9 protein-coding genes are annotated in these 15,159 nt (G+C 53.1%); 7 read left to right on the top strand and 2 right to left on the bottom strand.

The annotated features are described in order from the left end of the window. Window positions 1-17 precede the first annotated feature (17 nt). Genes cas5c through cas2 form a run of 6 tightly spaced genes read left to right on the top strand, consistent with a single transcriptional unit; the run spans window position 18 to window position 5,313 of the window. Window positions 18-680 (top strand): type I-C CRISPR-associated protein Cas5c, encoded by a 663-nt coding sequence (gene cas5c / locus OCV80_RS10415; RefSeq protein WP_119311096.1) that lies wholly within the window; start codon window positions 18-20, stop codon window positions 678-680. Then, window positions 677-2,437 (top strand): type I-C CRISPR-associated protein Cas8c/Csd1, encoded by a 1,761-nt coding sequence (gene cas8c / locus OCV80_RS10410; protein WP_136890701.1) that lies wholly within the window; start codon window positions 677-679, stop codon window positions 2,435-2,437. The genes cas5c and cas8c overlap by 4 nt, the downstream gene beginning before the upstream one ends. After that, the gene (cas7c, locus tag OCV80_RS10405; RefSeq protein WP_119311098.1) at window positions 2,430-3,326 is read left to right on the top strand and encodes a type I-C CRISPR-associated protein Cas7/Csd2; all 897 of its coding nucleotides are present in this window, start codon (window positions 2,430-2,432) and stop codon (window positions 3,324-3,326) included. Before cas8c ends, cas7c begins: the two co-directional genes overlap by 8 nt. Beyond that, window positions 3,323-3,985 (top strand): CRISPR-associated protein Cas4, encoded by a 663-nt coding sequence (gene cas4, locus OCV80_RS10400; RefSeq protein ID WP_394802914.1) that lies wholly within the window; start codon window positions 3,323-3,325, stop codon window positions 3,983-3,985. The genes cas7c and cas4 overlap by 4 nt, the downstream gene beginning before the upstream one ends. Next, window positions 3,982-5,013 carry a type I-C CRISPR-associated endonuclease Cas1c gene (gene cas1c, locus OCV80_RS10395; RefSeq protein WP_119311099.1) on the top strand — a complete coding sequence of 344 codons (1,032 nt, stop codon included), beginning with the start codon at window positions 3,982-3,984 and terminating at the stop codon, window positions 5,011-5,013. Before cas4 ends, cas1c begins: the two co-directional genes overlap by 4 nt. Window positions 5,014-5,022: 9 nt before the next feature. Beyond that, the gene (cas2, locus tag OCV80_RS10390; RefSeq protein WP_025543469.1) at window positions 5,023-5,313 is read left to right on the top strand and encodes a CRISPR-associated endonuclease Cas2; all 291 of its coding nucleotides are present in this window, start codon (window positions 5,023-5,025) and stop codon (window positions 5,311-5,313) included. 1,496 nt (window positions 5,314-6,809) lie between these two features. On the opposite strand, the gene OCV80_RS10385 is transcribed toward cas2, so the two are convergent. After that, the gene (locus OCV80_RS10385; RefSeq protein ID WP_119311100.1) at window positions 6,810-11,522 is read right to left on the bottom strand and encodes a hypothetical protein; all 4,713 of its coding nucleotides are present in this window, start codon (window positions 11,520-11,522) and stop codon (window positions 6,810-6,812) included. 206 nt (window positions 11,523-11,728) lie between these two features. Here OCV80_RS10385 and OCV80_RS10380 point away from each other — a divergent pair, with 206 nt between their 5' ends. Beyond that, entirely contained in the window at window positions 11,729-12,862 is a 1,134-nt protein-coding gene (locus OCV80_RS10380) for an IS3 family transposase (protein ID WP_119311101.1), read from the top strand. A gap of 254 nt (window positions 12,863-13,116) precedes the next feature. Here the strand turns inward: OCV80_RS10380 and OCV80_RS10375 are convergent, their stop codons facing one another. Further along, the gene (locus OCV80_RS10375) at window positions 13,117-14,982 is read right to left on the bottom strand and encodes an AAA family ATPase (RefSeq protein ID WP_136890704.1); all 1,866 of its coding nucleotides are present in this window, start codon (window positions 14,980-14,982) and stop codon (window positions 13,117-13,119) included. Window positions 14,983-15,159 lie beyond the last annotated feature (177 nt).

Genomic DNA, 15,159 nt, shown 5'->3' with positions numbered 1-15,159 from the left:
GAAAGGAGTGCATGCTGATGCCCATCTCTTTGGAGGTCTGGGGGGACTACGCCCTCTTCACCAGACCGGAGATGAAGGTGGAACGGGTCAGCTATGATGTCATGACCCCTTCGGCAGCCCGGGGGCTGATCGAGGCAATTTACTGGCATCCGGGGCTGCGGTGGGTGATCGACTGCATCCACGTGTGCGCGCCGATCCGGTTCACCAATCTGCGGCGCAATGAGGTGAAGTCCACTCTCTCCGCCCGGTCTGTCCGCACCGTCATGGAACGCGGGACCGGAGAGCTGTATCTCTGTACTGCCAACGACATCCAGCAGCGGGCGGCGCTGCTGCTGCGGGATGTGCACTATGTCATTGAGGCCCATTTTGATGTGACGGACAAAGCCGCTCCCGGGGATAACCCGGGCAAGTTCCAGGACATTGTCAAGCGCCGCATCCAGCGGGGGCAGTTCTATCATCAGCCCTGCTTCGGCTGCCGGGAATTTCCCGCCCAGTTCCGTTGGTGCGAGGAGCCGCCGCCCTGTCCGGAGGAGCTGAAAGGGCCAAGGGATCTGGGCTGGATGCTGTATGACATGGATTACACGAACCCGGAGGATATCCGCCCCCTGTTCTTCCGGGCGTCCCTGGAAGACGGCGTCCTGCGGGTCCCTGGGCGGAACAGCAGGGAGGTGCGGGGATGATCTTACAGGCGCTGACCGACTACTACCGGGTACTGGAACAGGCCGGGAAGATCGACGCCCCCGGCTGGGCGCCGGTGAAGGTGTCCTATGCGCTGCTGCTCTCGGAAAACGGCACGCTGGAGCAGGTGCTTGACATTCAGACGGAACAGCCGCGGGGAAAGAAGATGGTTTCCGCGCCGCAGATCCTCTCCCTCCCCGCGCCTGTGAAACGAACGGTGGGAGTGGCCGCCAACTTCCTCTGCGACAACGCCGGTTATCTGCTGGGGATCGACAGCAAGGGCAAGCCCCAGCGAACGCGGGAGTGCTTTGAAGCCAGCAGATCTCTACACGAGCGGCTGCTGGCGGGTGTAGACTCCCCCGCCGCCCGGGCGGTCACCGCTTTCTTCCGCTCTTGGGACCCCGAGACAGCCCGGGAACACCCCGCTCTGGCGGAGCATCTGGAGGACATCCTCTCCGGCGGCAACCTGATCTTCCGCACCCTGGACGGCTATGTCCACAGGGACCCCTCCGTCCGGAGGGCCTGGGACGCATCCTATCAGACCAAGGGGGATGGTCCTCAGGGAATCTGTTTGGTCACCGGGCAGCCGGGACCGGTGGAAAGCGTCCACCCCGCCATCAAAAATGTGGCGGGTGCCCAGTCCAGCGGAGCGGCCCTGGTGTCCTTCAACGCCCCGGCCTTCTGCTCCTACGGAAAGGAGCAGAACCTCAACGCTCCCACCGGCAAGTATGCGGCATTTGCATATACCTCTGCATTGAACGCGCTCCTGGCCGACCGGGAACACGTCTTTCGCGTGGGCGATGCTACCGTCGTCTGCTGGGCCAGAAGCGGAGAGCGGGGATATCAGGACGTCTTTCAGACGTTTTTCTCCGATTTCTATGACGAAACGGACCTGAAAGGGCTGGTTGGCGCCTTGTGTCAGGGCAATCCGGTGGTCTACGATGAGACAAAACTGGACCCCAGCATGGACTTTTACATCCTGGGCCTGTCTCCCAATTCCGCCCGCCTGTCGGTGCGGTTTTTCCTCCACAATACGTTCGGCGGGTTTCTGCGGAATGTCCAGGCCCATTATGACCGGCTGGAGATCGTCCGCCCGGCCTACGACAAATTTGAGACGCTGCCCCTCTGGAAGCTGCTCAGTGAGACCGTCAACCAAAATGCCAGGGACAAATCCCCTGCTCCCGACCTGGCCGGTGAAGTGCTGCGGGCAGTCCTGACCAATACCCGGTATCCCGCCACGCTGCTGAACGGCGCGGCCCTTCGGATCCGGGCGGAGCGGGAGGTCACTCGGGGGCGGGCAGCCATCGTAAAAGCCTACTACCAAAAGCTTGCAGAAACTACCAAACACGAAAATCCAGACATACCAGAGGAGGTCTTGCAAGTGTCCCTGAATCCGGATGCATCGAACGTGCCCTATACGCTGGGCCGGCTCTTTTCCCTGTTGGAAGCCATTCAGGCCTCTGCAAATCCCGGCATCAACGCCACCATCAAGGACAAGTATTTCAACTCCGCCGCCGCTACGCCGGCCGTGATTTTTCCCGTTCTCATCAATCTGGCGCAGAAGCATCTGAAAAAGCTGCGCGGCTCCAACGCAGGGCTGGTGGTCTTCTATGAAAAACAGCTGACAGAGCTTTGCAGCCGCATTGGGAAAGCGTATCCCGCCCACATGAATCTGCCCCAGCAGGGCTCGTTCCAGCTGGGCTACTACTGCCAGACCCAGGCCCGCTATCAGAAAAAGGAGGAAGCGAAAGATGTCTGAACCCATCAAGAACCGCTATGAATTTGTCATTCTCTTTGACGTGGAAAATGGCAACCCCAATGGAGACCCGGATGCGGGGAATATGCCCCGGGTAGATCCCGAAACCGGCCTGGGCCTTGTCACGGACGTGTGCCTGAAGAGAAAAATCCGCAATTATGTAGAGACGGTCAAGGAAGACGCTGCCGGCTACCGCATCTATGTGAAGGACGGGGTCCCTCTCAACCGGAGCGATGCCGAGGCCTACAAGGCGCTGGATGTCGATGAAAAAACCGCTAAGGAGAAGAAAAAAGCCGATCCGGAACTGGACCGAAAAATCCGGGACTGGATGTGCGCCAACTTCTACGACATCCGCGCCTTCGGCGCGGTGATGACCACGTTTATGAAGGCCGCCCTGAACTGCGGGCAGGTCCGCGGCCCGGTGCAGCTGGGCTTTGCCCGCAGCGTGGAGCCCGTTATCCCCCAGGAGATCACCATTACACGGGTGGCCATCACTACCGAGGCGGACGCGGAGAAAAAGGGGACGGAGATGGGCCGCAAGTACATCGTCCCCTATGGACTGTACCGGTGCGAGGGCTATATCTCCGCCAATCTGGCCAGCAAGACCACCGGTTTCTCCGAGGAGGACCTGTCCCTGCTGTGGGAGGCCATCCTCAACATGTTCGAGAACGATCACTCCGCCGCCCGCGGCAAGATGGCAGTCCGGGAGCTGATCGTCTTCAGGCACGACAGCGAGCTGGGCTGCGCCCCCGCCTGGAAGCTGTTCGACACGGTAAAGATCGCCCGAAAGGACCCGGCGGACGCCTCCCCCGCCCGCTCCTTTGGAGACTACACTGTCTCAGTGGACGAGTCCGCGCTGCCCGCCGGCATCACCTGTACCCGCATGGGGTGATTGATTTTTCTGAGGACCTCCTCCCCCTCTCCGGTCTGCAGCACTTCGCGTTCTGCCGGCGGCAGTGGGCACTGATCCATCTGGAGCAGCAATGGCAGGAGAACCTGCGGACTGTGGAGGGCGGCCTTCTCCATCGCAGAGCCCACGACGAGGCGGCCCGGGAGCGGCGGGGCGATACCCTGATCCTCCGGGGATTGCAGGTGGTCTCCCATCAACTGGGGCTTTCCGGCCAGTGCGACGTGGTGGAATTCCACGCCACCCCCAAAGGCGTACCGCTTCAGGGGGAGGAGGGGCTTTGGCAGCCGTATCCCGTGGAGTATAAGCGGGGAAAGCCCAAATCCCATCAGGCGGATGAACTGCAGCTGTGCGCCCAGGCCATGTGCCTGGAGGAGATGCTCTGCTGCTCTATTCCAGAAGGCGCTCTGTTCTATGGGGAGCCACGCCGCCGCACGGTGGTGCTCTTCACCCCGGAGCTACGGGAGACGGTGCGCAGGGACTCCGACGAAATGCACCAGCTGTACCATCGAGGCCATACGCCCAAGGCCAAGCCCTCCAAATCCTGCAACGCCTGCTCTCTCAAGGAGCTGTGCCTGCCCCAGCTGGTCCGGCGGGAGAGCGTCCAGACGTATCTGCGCCGCGCCATGGAGGAATCGCCATGAGACATCTTCTGAATACGCTGTTTGTCAACAGTGAGGACATCTACCTGTCTCTGGACGGGGAGAATGTGGTGGCCAGCCGCGGCAAGCAGGAGATGGCTCGCTATCCCCTCCACATTCTCTCCGGTATCGTCTCCTTCTCCTACGCCGGCGCCTCTCCGGCGCTGATGGGGGCCTGTGTCCAGAGGGATGTGTCTCTGGCGTTCTGCACGCCCCGGGGACGGTTTCTCGCCCGGGTATCCGGGGAATCCTCCGGGAATGTGCTGCTGCAGCGGACACAGTACCGGACAGCAGATGATCCCGGCCCCTGCTGCCGGATCGCCCGCAACATGATCTTTGGAAAGGTGCACAACACCCGGTGGAGCGTTGAGCGTACCCGGCGGGACCACGGCCTCCGGATAGATGAAAGCGCGTTTTCCAACGCCTCCGCCCAGCTGCGGGCGCTGCTGCCCCAGATCGCCGCCGAAACCTCCCTGGAGCAGCTGCGGGGCCTGGAGGGCGCCGGGGCCACGATCTACTTCAGCGTGTTTGACCAGATGATCTTAGGGGAGAAACCGCTGTTTGCCTTTTCGAACCGAAACCGCCGGCCGCCGCTGGACCCGGTCAACGCCCTGCTGTCCTTCGCATACAGCCTGCTGACGCACGACTGTGCCTCCGCTCTGGAGAGCGTGGGGCTGGACGCCTATGTGGGATTTCTCCACCGGGACCGCCCCGGGCGAACCTCTTTTGCCCTGGACTTGATGGAGGAACTGCGTCCCTGCCTTGCGGACCGCTTCGTCCTGACTCTAATCAACAATCGTGTCGTGCACAGGGACGACTTCCAGTTCCGGGAAAATGGGGCGGTCTATCTGACGGACTCCGGCCGCAAGGTCTTTTTGACCCACTGGCAGGAGCGGAAAAAAGCTGAACTGACGCACCCCTATCTGGGAGAGAAGATCCCCTGGGGCCTGGTCCCCTATGTACAGGCGCTGCTGTTGGCCCGGACTCTGCGGGACGACCTGGAGGAATACCCGCCCTTTTTGTGGAAGTGAGGCGTCCGAATGCTGGTACTGATTACCTATGATGTGAACACGGAGGACCCCGCCGGCCGCAAACGCCTGCGGCAGATCGCCAGGCAGTGCGTCAACTACGGCCAGCGGGTCCAGAACTCCGTCTTTGAGTGTATGCTGGACACTGCCCAGTGCAAGGTGCTGCAGGCCAAACTGCTCTCCATCATGGACCCGGAAAGAGATAGTCTGCGGTTTTACTATCTGGGAAAGCGCTATGAAAACAAGATCGAGCACTTCGGCAATCAGCGCAGCTACCAACCGGAGGCCCCTCTGATCCTCTGAGTGCGAAGGGGAAGCGAACATCGTTTTCCCGGCAGGTTCGCACTCAAATATCATCAAATGGACAGGAGATTTCCGTAAATTTAAGCGTGCGAACTGTGACACAGACACGGCTCCTGGCCATTCCAGTTTACGAAATTGCACATTTGTCACAAAACATACCTGTGCCTTTGTGCTGTTTCGCTGTCGCTCCCCTCACGGGGAGCGTGGATTGAAATACCCTTAATCCGGATCCGTTGTATCCCTGGCTTGGTCGCTCCCCTCACGGGGAGCGTGGATTGAAATTCCTCCCACAGCACCGCCGTCCCCTCCAGCATGTGTCGCTCTCCGCGAGGGGAGCGTGGATTGAAATAAAGCGGACGGCCACACCGTCCACGACTTTGACGTCGCTCTCCGCGAGGGGAGCGTGGATTGAAATTCATGAAACAAGCCTATCCCATCATCCTGACGCCGTCGCTCTCCGCGAGGGGAGCGTGGATTGAAATATCCTCCACCACCTCATAGCCCATCAGGCGGGCGGTCGCTCTCCGCGAGGGGAGCGTGGATTGAAATAGCTCCGTCTCCAGACGGTGCACCAGAGCGGAGAGTCGCTCCCCTTACGGGGAGCGTGGATTGAAATCCCGGCGGCTCCGGAAGGGGCATCCACCACAAGAGTCGCTCCCCTTACGGGGAGCGTGGATTGAAATTTTACCGGGAACTCGCTTTGATGGCGCAGGACCCGTCGCTCCCCTTACGGGGAGCGTGGATTGAAATTTCACGGCGGCGTCAATGGCGGCCTGCTGCTCTTGTCGCTCCCCTTACGGGGAGCGTGGATTGAAATCCGAGCCGGACGAAGCGTTGGATGTGAGGTGATCGTCGCTCACCGTGAGGGGAGCGCGGATGGAAATTCAATGTCCGCAGACAGGATCTGCTTGGCGCTGAGAAAATCCGCATGATTCTCATGCAGAGGGAGCACAAGGTCAACACAAGATTTGTGGCTGATATCTATGCGTGAGATGGGGTTGATCTGTGTCCGAAGTACTTCAAAATCGGAGGGACTATGCTTCTGAATCAGAGTTCAAGAACAGGATCGACTCATATATTGAATTCCGCAATACAACATGGCCTTATCGCACATTAAAAAATTGGACTCCATGCCAGATGGAGGAAGACTACCAAACGTAGTGGTGCCAATCCTAAGAGGTTGGCATATAGGGGTTCAGATTTCGGAAATCTTCTGTTTTGTAAATCGATTTCAAGTTTTTTGTGTTTTCATGTCCCATTTCTATTGCAGATATGAAAATGGCTGAAAACCTTGCTGTGTCAAGGTTTTCAGCCATAAAACACCCCCACCTAATCCGTCAGTCTCATACAAACTATTCAGATTAGGCGGGGGGCGTTCAAATCATTGAAGTGTAGTAGCCCACAAAATCTATATCCCATCTATTTGTTTTCATCTGCACTAGCTTTTCTTATCTTAACTAGATCGCTTAATCAACAGCTGCCTAGCTGAAAGGATGCTATATAATGTCTTCTCGTAGCAAAAATCCGAGAGGAGACCCTCTGTTTACAAGAAAGTCCAAGACATTTAAAACCTTGTGCTTACGCAGGGCATCCGATTTGAAGAGGTACAGCCGCTTTTGAACATAACGGTACATATACTCTTCCATATAGTAGATAGTGTTTGTGGGAAGAGCGGTTTGACGCAGCTGGGGGTTGTTGGATATAATGTCGCTGAGCCATTCCACGCCGTCTTCAAAGAACACTTGGGAACCGATGCTGTTCAATACCCGACCGACAGAGTACAAAATTGCCGGATGTGCTCCCGTCCTATTTACTGCCGTTTTATAAAAGACCGCACAGTCCTCCCGGAGGGAGTGCCAGGTTGTGATGCCTTCTCTCCATTCAGGTCCTGCCAAAAGATACTCCGTCAGGACATTTCCTATTCCAAAACTGATGGCCCGATCCTCATCCATCTGTTGCTCGAATTCGGGGGCCCGTTCGAAGGCAGAGAAGATGTAGTTTTTCAGCAAATCCCAAAATCCCCAAAAGGCGCTATACCTAGGTTTAATATCTTCGGCCTGGATAACATCCCGCAAAAAGCGGGTGAATTCCTTGCCGTATTTCACGTGCTTCACCAAATGGTCCAGAAAGATGCTCTGCTGCTCCGCAGATAGGCCCAGAACATAGTCGCCGAGCCACTGTGTATATGCGTACTCTCCTTCGTAGTCCTGATAGCCGTCTCTGTCCGTGTCCTCAGGTCCGAGCAATGTACCCCAGACCCGGTCCCCGATTTTTAATACGAAAACGAAGGAGCCTTCTACATTACCGGACGGAATCATCCGCTGCAGGGCAATCAGTTGGTGAACCTCAAGGCCGCTCAAAGGGATGTCTTCTAAATCGGAGACCTCCTCTTGAAACAGCGCCTGGATTTCTTGACTGTGCTGCTCAAAAAAGGTCCTTGTAGAAATGCCGTTGTAGCAAAGGACTTGGGAGAAATATCGGGGTGCGAGCACCGCATAGGTATGCATTAGCTTTCGGGCCACATTGGGGGCGGAGGGCCAAAGGATGGAGGCCACACTGTTCAGCGCTTCATTCTGTTTGCCGTTATACATCACAAGGGCCAGCAGCATGAAAAGTGGAGAAGACCAATCGGCGATGAAGTCGTCACTGGAAACCAGACTTGCCACTGCGGAGATAACTCCATTCAACTCATAGGGACCTAGATGGCAATCTCGATTCAAAAAGTTCAGACAGGTCGCCAGAAGTACCTCGGTGCAAAAGGCAAGCGTTGTCTCATTTATAGCCGTCCGTCGCTCCCGTAAAAGGACTGCACAGGCATTTACGGCACTGGAAATGTCGTGGGAGTCCGCTTCTCCCTCCTCCAGAATCTGATAGATCTCATTTACCACTGGCTCGATACCGCCCTCAAACTGTGGGTACTGTTGGGCAGCTTCCTGATTGCCTCGAAGTTTTGCATCTGCCCAAAGCATTAGCGGTACATGCCGCATAAAGTCCTCATAATTGCGTTGGGCCTGTTCGCTGAGGGCTGTGAGATTTTCCGGCATATCTGGCACCACAGAGATCATCACTCTGTCCTGGGACACCTTCTGGCTACTAATCTGACGCCTTCGAAGGTCGCTCCGATAGTACGCAAACTGATATACCTCCTCCCAGGAATCGATGCTCTGGGTTGCCTCGTCAAATGCGGCATACAGCTGTGTCTTTCTCTCTTCCAGCTCATTCTCAGACAGAATGCCTTTTTCAATCTGGTAGTCCACCAAAACTTGTTCAAATTGCTTTTTTCGGAAGGGTAGTGCATTGGTCTCCATCCGCTCATGGTCGAACCAGCGATGAGATGCCAGCGTTCCTTTCAGAAAATCGGCACTGTGCTCCGCCTGCAGTCGGGCGATGTCGAAGACAAAGACCTCCTTGGTCTTCAACAGAATACAGCTGATGGGAAAGAGCTTATCTGGATAGGCAATCACCACACTCAGTACCACGGCAGTAATGGCTGCGCTTGCGGATTTCCTCAGCAGATACTCACAGAACTGGCATATGGTTTTCTCCTCGGTAAACTCGGCCAAATCCAGTAGCCATTTTTCCAGTGCCATCAACACGCTCTCCAACAACTTGGGTGCTACATGAGTACCTCGGTACATCTTCCACAGTCTGTCGCTGCACACCTGTCGCTGTACCGTGCCGTCAGTGAAATGGATTTCAATCTGAGAACATTCAGAATACTCTGTTGCCAATTTGGAAGAACTGTAGCAGTTTGTGGCGTAGTTCATGATCCGCAGGATCGTGTTCAACGCCCGGATTGGTGCCTCCTGTAATAGGAAAAACAGCGGAGTTTGAAGGGCGCTTTCCGCCTTGTATTTCATATCCAAGCTGTGGGACAGGCCGAAATAGTACTCCATGCTGTCATGAGAATAGTCATTATGTTCTCGTTGAGAAGAGTCGCACCAATAACGCTCCGCAAGACTGAGTACCTGCTCCGGAATTGCCTGGCAAACTCTTCCGCATTCATAAACATTGGACAGGCTCTTTTGCAGGAGTAAATAGTTTTCCTTGTAACTATCATCCGTCTGTGTATCTGTAAAGGATTGGAAGATGTCGGTCAGTTCCTGCTTCAGTTCCATTGCGGCAGCCAAAATCACATCGGTAAGGGTGATAAATCGCGAGTCTCGCCGAAGGGTATAGGGATACCGCTCCCTTTTCCATATCTCACTTTTCAAATAGAGGGCAATCCTCCCCGCCAGTCCCGTTGTCTCTCCTGTTTCATATTTCGCTGTCCATGTTTTCAATGTATTAGTGACGATGTCCAGATTTTGGGCTGTCCAAGGAATCAGGCCACGGTTATTATAAATATATTGAAAGACCGTAAACCAAGCCCGTCCTACAGGGCAGGTGAAGCGATACTTGTTCCCTGTTGGCGTGGACAGTTTCTTTAACAGTTCCCGGTCGATGTCACGGCAGGCGGTGTTCAGTAGAAAGACCATGCGGGTGAACAAAGAGTATCGTTCCTGACTCAGAATGGGGTCGATTGCCCGGAAACAGTCCACCTGATCAGACTGCATCAGTGCGATCAGCGTCTCATCCTTCCAAGCCTGATCCAGTCCGCTTTGGAGCATAGAGATCAAAAAATCTGCATAGCGACCTCCACCGCTAGCAAAAACGGATTCCAGCCAGATGCGATACAGCTTCCTGGCTCGTAGAGATAGGCCGAACCCCTCTAGAACCTTCTCGGCCTCTATTCCCTCCTGGTACCGCTGGGTCAAAATGTGTTTTATAATCAGCTCCTCATACACATCGTGACTCATCATCCACCGACGTGGAGAGTTGTCGTAAACGGCGATAATTCCGCTATCCTCCAGCGCGGTCAGCGCCATATAGTCATCGTTGGCACTGCTTATGTAAATGGTGGATCCCCGTTGCAGCATAGAGAACACGATGTGCGTTACCATCTCCTCTCGTCGGACGGGGAGGTTTTCTGCGCGACGGTGGCTGTCACAGATGACCTCCTTCCAGACCTGCTGCAGAAACAGCTCCTCAGAGGATACCAAATCCAAGCCAGCCGGATCTAGCTTTAAGTACAGCTTTAAATAGAAGAAATCCTTCAGGAGGCTTCGAAGATTCTGGTTTTGGGGAAGTGGGAAGTGATACTGCTCTGAGATCGCTTCTAGCACCTCATCAGCTATGCTCTCCACCCGAAACTCGTCATAAGCGATGTCTTTGAGGAGAATATTGCAAAAGCTGTCCTTGTATACGGTACGGATGGTGAAGATCATCTTCCAGCCGTGGTCAATGAATTTATGGACAAGGGCAGCAAATACCTGTGGGCTATTAAGTGCGGAGAACTTCTCAGCGGATTCAATTACACAGACCTTTCGCTTCTCTTGACTGTAGAGGGTAAATAAGTCTTCCAGTTGGTAGTTTCCATACTTGCGTAAAAACAGACTTTCTTCCTCCACATCCAAGTCGGTGGAAGAGAACAAGAAGCAGGCAAACTCATCGCCCTGCTCCTGCCGCCGAGAAATGAGATCCTTCACTACGCCAGATTTACCCGTCCCTGCGTCACCATATATGATACAGACAGCTTTTTCCGACTCCCATAGTACATCGAGCTTCTGCATATCATAATAGATTTTGATCCGCTCACCCTGGCACGGAATCTCCGACTGAATATTGGAACGGATGGAGTCACTCCGGTTTTGGATCTGCTCAACCCACTGGGAAAGACCCGGCATAGGGTTAAAATATAAATCTCTTACTGTGGGTAGTGCCAAAAGTATCTGCTCGATATGGCTTGGCCCCCGCCATTCAACAGTGATGCCAAGGCTTTCGCCGTGTGTTTCGATATTCTCTTGATATATGGGCTTCTGGGTATGAGGGCGCTTGCTGACAGACATTTCCTTATTAATATAAAAAATAATCCGGCTGATTCCTGCATATTTCTGCTTTGCATCCGCAATAGCATTTTTGAAATCCACTTCTTTAGATGAAATCCGAGTGGAAGCATCATAGTATTTCGCTTGAAATCCGGTCAAAAGGCCATCCGGAGCCATCACGGGCTGTGTTTCGATATATGGTTGATTGAAGTACCGGAAAATACCGTGCGAAAGCCCCATCTCGTGGCAGAACAGCGTGGTGACAAGGCCCTCAAAGGCAGCCCTGGGATTCTGAGAAAACTTGGACTCAAAAACCTTCCAGTCAACGGGGATATTCGTCATGTATAGCCCTCCCTGCGGTGCCGAATATAACGTTATTACAATTTCATTATGGCATAATTGTGGTAGATTTACAATGCTACTCTCATAGAGACATGAATCAGATTTCTGTTAATGGTATATGCGGTGTAGTACAATTCATAATCCAAAATAGGGTAGTTCCTTTCATGTGATATGCTAATTCATATCACATGAAAGGAGCAAACACCATGACCTACACAGATCAAGAGAAAACCGCTATCATCACACAGTACAGACAGGGCAGGCCAATCCAGCAATTATGTACAGAATGCGGCGTCTGCGCACGGACGATCTACCGCTGGGCGAAGATATACTGCCCAGTGGTTCCGGACGAAAAACGCACCTATACCGTCAAAGAGTATGATGCACTTCTTCGCAGAGTTGCCAAATTAGAAAACATGGTCGCTATTTTGCAAACTGTCGGCTGCACGGTCCATGCTCCATTGAAGGAGCGGTTAGGAGAACTGGAGTTGTTATACGGCCAATACGACGTACACACTCTTTGTGAAGCTATGAATGTCTCCCGCGGAACCTTCTATAACCATATTCTCCGAAATAAGCGGAGCAATGCTTGGTTCCAAAAACGCAGAGAGGAATATTGCGGATTGATCCGTGAAGTATTTGATGAGTATCGTCAGGTGCTGGGTGCTGAAAAGATCCGCACTATTCTTGTTCAACGAGGTCATCAGGTTAGCCCAGAATATGTGGCAAAGTTGATGAAGGAGATGGGGCTGACCAGCATCCGCAGTACTGCGAAGCAGGATTACATGAAACTTCATGAGCCAGAAAAGAAACGGAATGTCCTGCGTCAACAGTTCCAGGCGGACAGGCTCAATCAAATCTGGGTCAGTGATGTTACCTGCTTTAAACTGGGGGAGCTTTATCTCTATACCTGCGTAATTCTAGACCTGTTTTCACGCAGGGTTGTTGCCTATAAAGTGTCCAGGAAGAATAGCACCCAGTTGATTACCTCCACATTTAAGGACGCATGGGAGCAGAGAGCTCCCGATACCGGCCTCATTTTTCACAGTGACCGTGGGGCTCAATATACCTCACATCGGTTCCGACAACTGCTTCATGAGCGCGCAGTGGTGCAATCTTTCTCCAATTCGAGGAAACCTCATGGCAACGCTGTTGCGGAGTCTTTCTTCGCCACCCTAAAGAAGGAAGATCTGTATCGGAAGGATTACACCTCAGAGGCGGCTTTCAAGCGTGGCCTTGCCTCCTATATCGAGTTTTACAGCACCCAGCGCCCACATCGTACCTTGAAAAATCTGACGCCATGCCAGGTTGAAGATGCGTTCATGAGTGACAAATCATGAATCCGTATCCCAGTGACACAGCTGGGGGGCAGATTCCATCGATTGCGCGTTTTGCGTCTTGATTTCGCCCTGTTTGCATTTGTTTGGTGACATAGTGCCCTCTATAATAGGAACGCCAGAAACCATTGTGGCACAATGGTTTCTGGCATAAAATGACCCTACCTATTCTGAACATTGACATCTTTTTGTTCAGATCAGGTAGGGTCATTCAGCAGGCTGACTTGGATGATAGCCAGCCTGCTGAACGAAGACGTTTATTCGATGTTTTGCCTTTCGGCAGCAATACGTGTTCTTTTGCCTGAGAATGCAATGCCGATTTTTATAATTGACGTAACATTCATTGCCTGCAAATCAACGCTGTATGCACGGTCGTTAATCTGTTGCAAGGCAACATTAGCAAGGTCTTCAAGCTGTGCTTCAGAGCGGCCTTTTCCAGCCTTTAATTCAATCAGAATACCAGGAAGCCGCTTATTCAAAGGAAGCATCTGAATATCAAATCGTCCATCACCAGCTTCGCGATTGGAGGTAATGCGATAGCTGTTGTCCATCACAGCGCACATACCCAATATCAGACCATGGTAAAATGTTTCGTCGGCAGCATCGTGGAAACTTATTGTTTGGAGCAGAAACTTCTCCAAAGTTTTTTGCAGTGAGTCGCTATCTACCTTGTAGATAGCTTCCTGAATAGCAATAGCAACGGAACGAGGAATAATATTCTCAAGCTGAGAGAGGACCTCCTTGCTGTAGACGAAAGAAATCTCTTTGTTGGGCAGAGCTACTTCGCACATATAATCCTCGCCGTAAGACTGGTCGCAGCTCACAGCCTTCAAATAACCTGCCACCAGCAGGAAGCTGTAAACAGAGGACGGATCATTCTGAATCTGCGGATAAATGACGCCAGTGTCAATGTGCGTAACGAAGGATTCGCCCTTCATCAACAGCTCCAGACGCTCCATAATATCCGGCGTTGCAGAAGCCAGCACCTCGCGGATGATGTCATTGCTTCCGGTAGACTGCCAGAACGCTTTGGGACGGCAGTTATTATTGAAGTATCCAATAACAGACCAGGGATTAAAAATCTCGGTATTGCCGAAAAGATAACCATCATACCAATCGCAGAGCTCCTGATATTTATCAGAAGCATGATAGTAGTCCGCCATCTCATGTACTTCGCTTGAAGTGAAGCCGAAATATTCACTGTAGCGCTCGTCTAAAATCGAGTTGATCTTCAGGTTGTTCAGGCCGCTGAAGATACTTTCCTTGGCAACACGCAGGATGCCGGTCAGGAAACCATAGCTCAGATGCGGATTGTCCTTCAGACCACCGGAGAACAGGTTTCGCATGAACCCGATGATCGTGTCGTAGAAGCCGCTCACATGGCCCTGCTGAATGGGAGTATCATATTCGTCAATGATGACGATAGGTGCGACATTGTGGTGCTTATGGAGGAGCAGCGTCAGTGTCCGCAGGGACATTTGATATTCCACTTCGTCAGCAGCTTCTGTTGCAAGAAGGGAGTATTCCTCTTTTTCGTAATCACTAAGTGCGGAGCTGGATGCCAACTCGTCGTGACGGCGGAATTCCTGTGCGATCAGCTTTTGGAGCGTCTGATAGGTTTCTTCCCAAGAGGTGTATTTAACATCCTTAAAGGACAGGAAGATCACAGGGTACTTTCTATGATGGGCAAGATAGGATCCTCCGCAGGACCAGATTTTCTTATCTCTGAAGTAAACGGAAGTGTCCTCGGTCGTCTTTTCGAAGAAAGTGCGGAGCATATCCATGTTAAGCGTCTTGCCAAAGCGTCTGGGGCGGGTAAACAGAGATACTTTGGGGCGCTCGTCCAGAAACTCTTTGATCATTAAGGTCTTGTCTACATAGTAGTAGCTTTTGCAGGCGTCCCGGTAATCAGATACGCCAATGGGCAACGGCTTGCGCGCAGATGATACTGCGGGCTCCACCGCACTCCGATGACCACGCTTATCCATCGGCTTTTGAGCGCTGTCCGGGATAAACCACTGCCTGCCCTCCTTATACGCGCCGGAAATGCGTCCGGCTTTGCAAAGTGCATTGACCCGCCGTTCGGTAATCCCCCAAGCGGCAGCCGCTTCTTTGATCGTCATATTGGAACACCTCCATTGCAGTTCGTCAAGAATATTATAACCACGCTTCCGAATAAAATCAACTATATTATTCCGAATAATGTCGGTGTTATTCGGAACGGTAGTTTTCCTGCAAATATTCCGTTCTTTCCGGTAGCTATTTCCTGCTTTCTGTGATATTGTTCGTTTGCCAAAAGG

The sequence above is a fragment of the Oscillibacter acetigenes genome (assembly GCF_025567605.1).
Taxonomy (GTDB): Bacteria; Bacillota; Clostridia; order Oscillospirales; family Oscillospiraceae; genus Oscillibacter; species Oscillibacter welbionis.
The sequence above is the reverse complement of the archived record's forward strand: the minus strand, read 5'-3'. Positions and strand labels throughout refer to the sequence as shown.

Coding starts and splice junctions, on each gene's coding strand:
- cas5c (WP_119311096.1), top strand. CDS start 18: ATGCCCATCTCTTTGGAGGTCTGGGGGGACTACGCCCTCTTCACCAGA.
- cas8c (WP_136890701.1), top strand. CDS start 677: ATGATCTTACAGGCGCTGACCGACTACTACCGGGTACTGGAACAGGCC.
- cas7c (WP_119311098.1), top strand. CDS start 2,430: ATGTCTGAACCCATCAAGAACCGCTATGAATTTGTCATTCTCTTTGAC.
- cas1c (WP_119311099.1), top strand. CDS start 3,982: ATGAGACATCTTCTGAATACGCTGTTTGTCAACAGTGAGGACATCTAC.
- cas2 (WP_025543469.1), top strand. CDS start 5,023: ATGCTGGTACTGATTACCTATGATGTGAACACGGAGGACCCCGCCGGC.
- OCV80_RS10385 (WP_119311100.1), bottom strand. CDS start 11,522: ATGACGAATATCCCCGTTGACTGGAAGGTTTTTGAGTCCAAGTTTTCT.
- OCV80_RS10380 (WP_119311101.1), top strand. CDS start 11,729: ATGACCTACACAGATCAAGAGAAAACCGCTATCATCACACAGTACAGA.
- OCV80_RS10375 (WP_136890704.1), bottom strand. CDS start 14,982: ATGACGATCAAAGAAGCGGCTGCCGCTTGGGGGATTACCGAACGGCGG.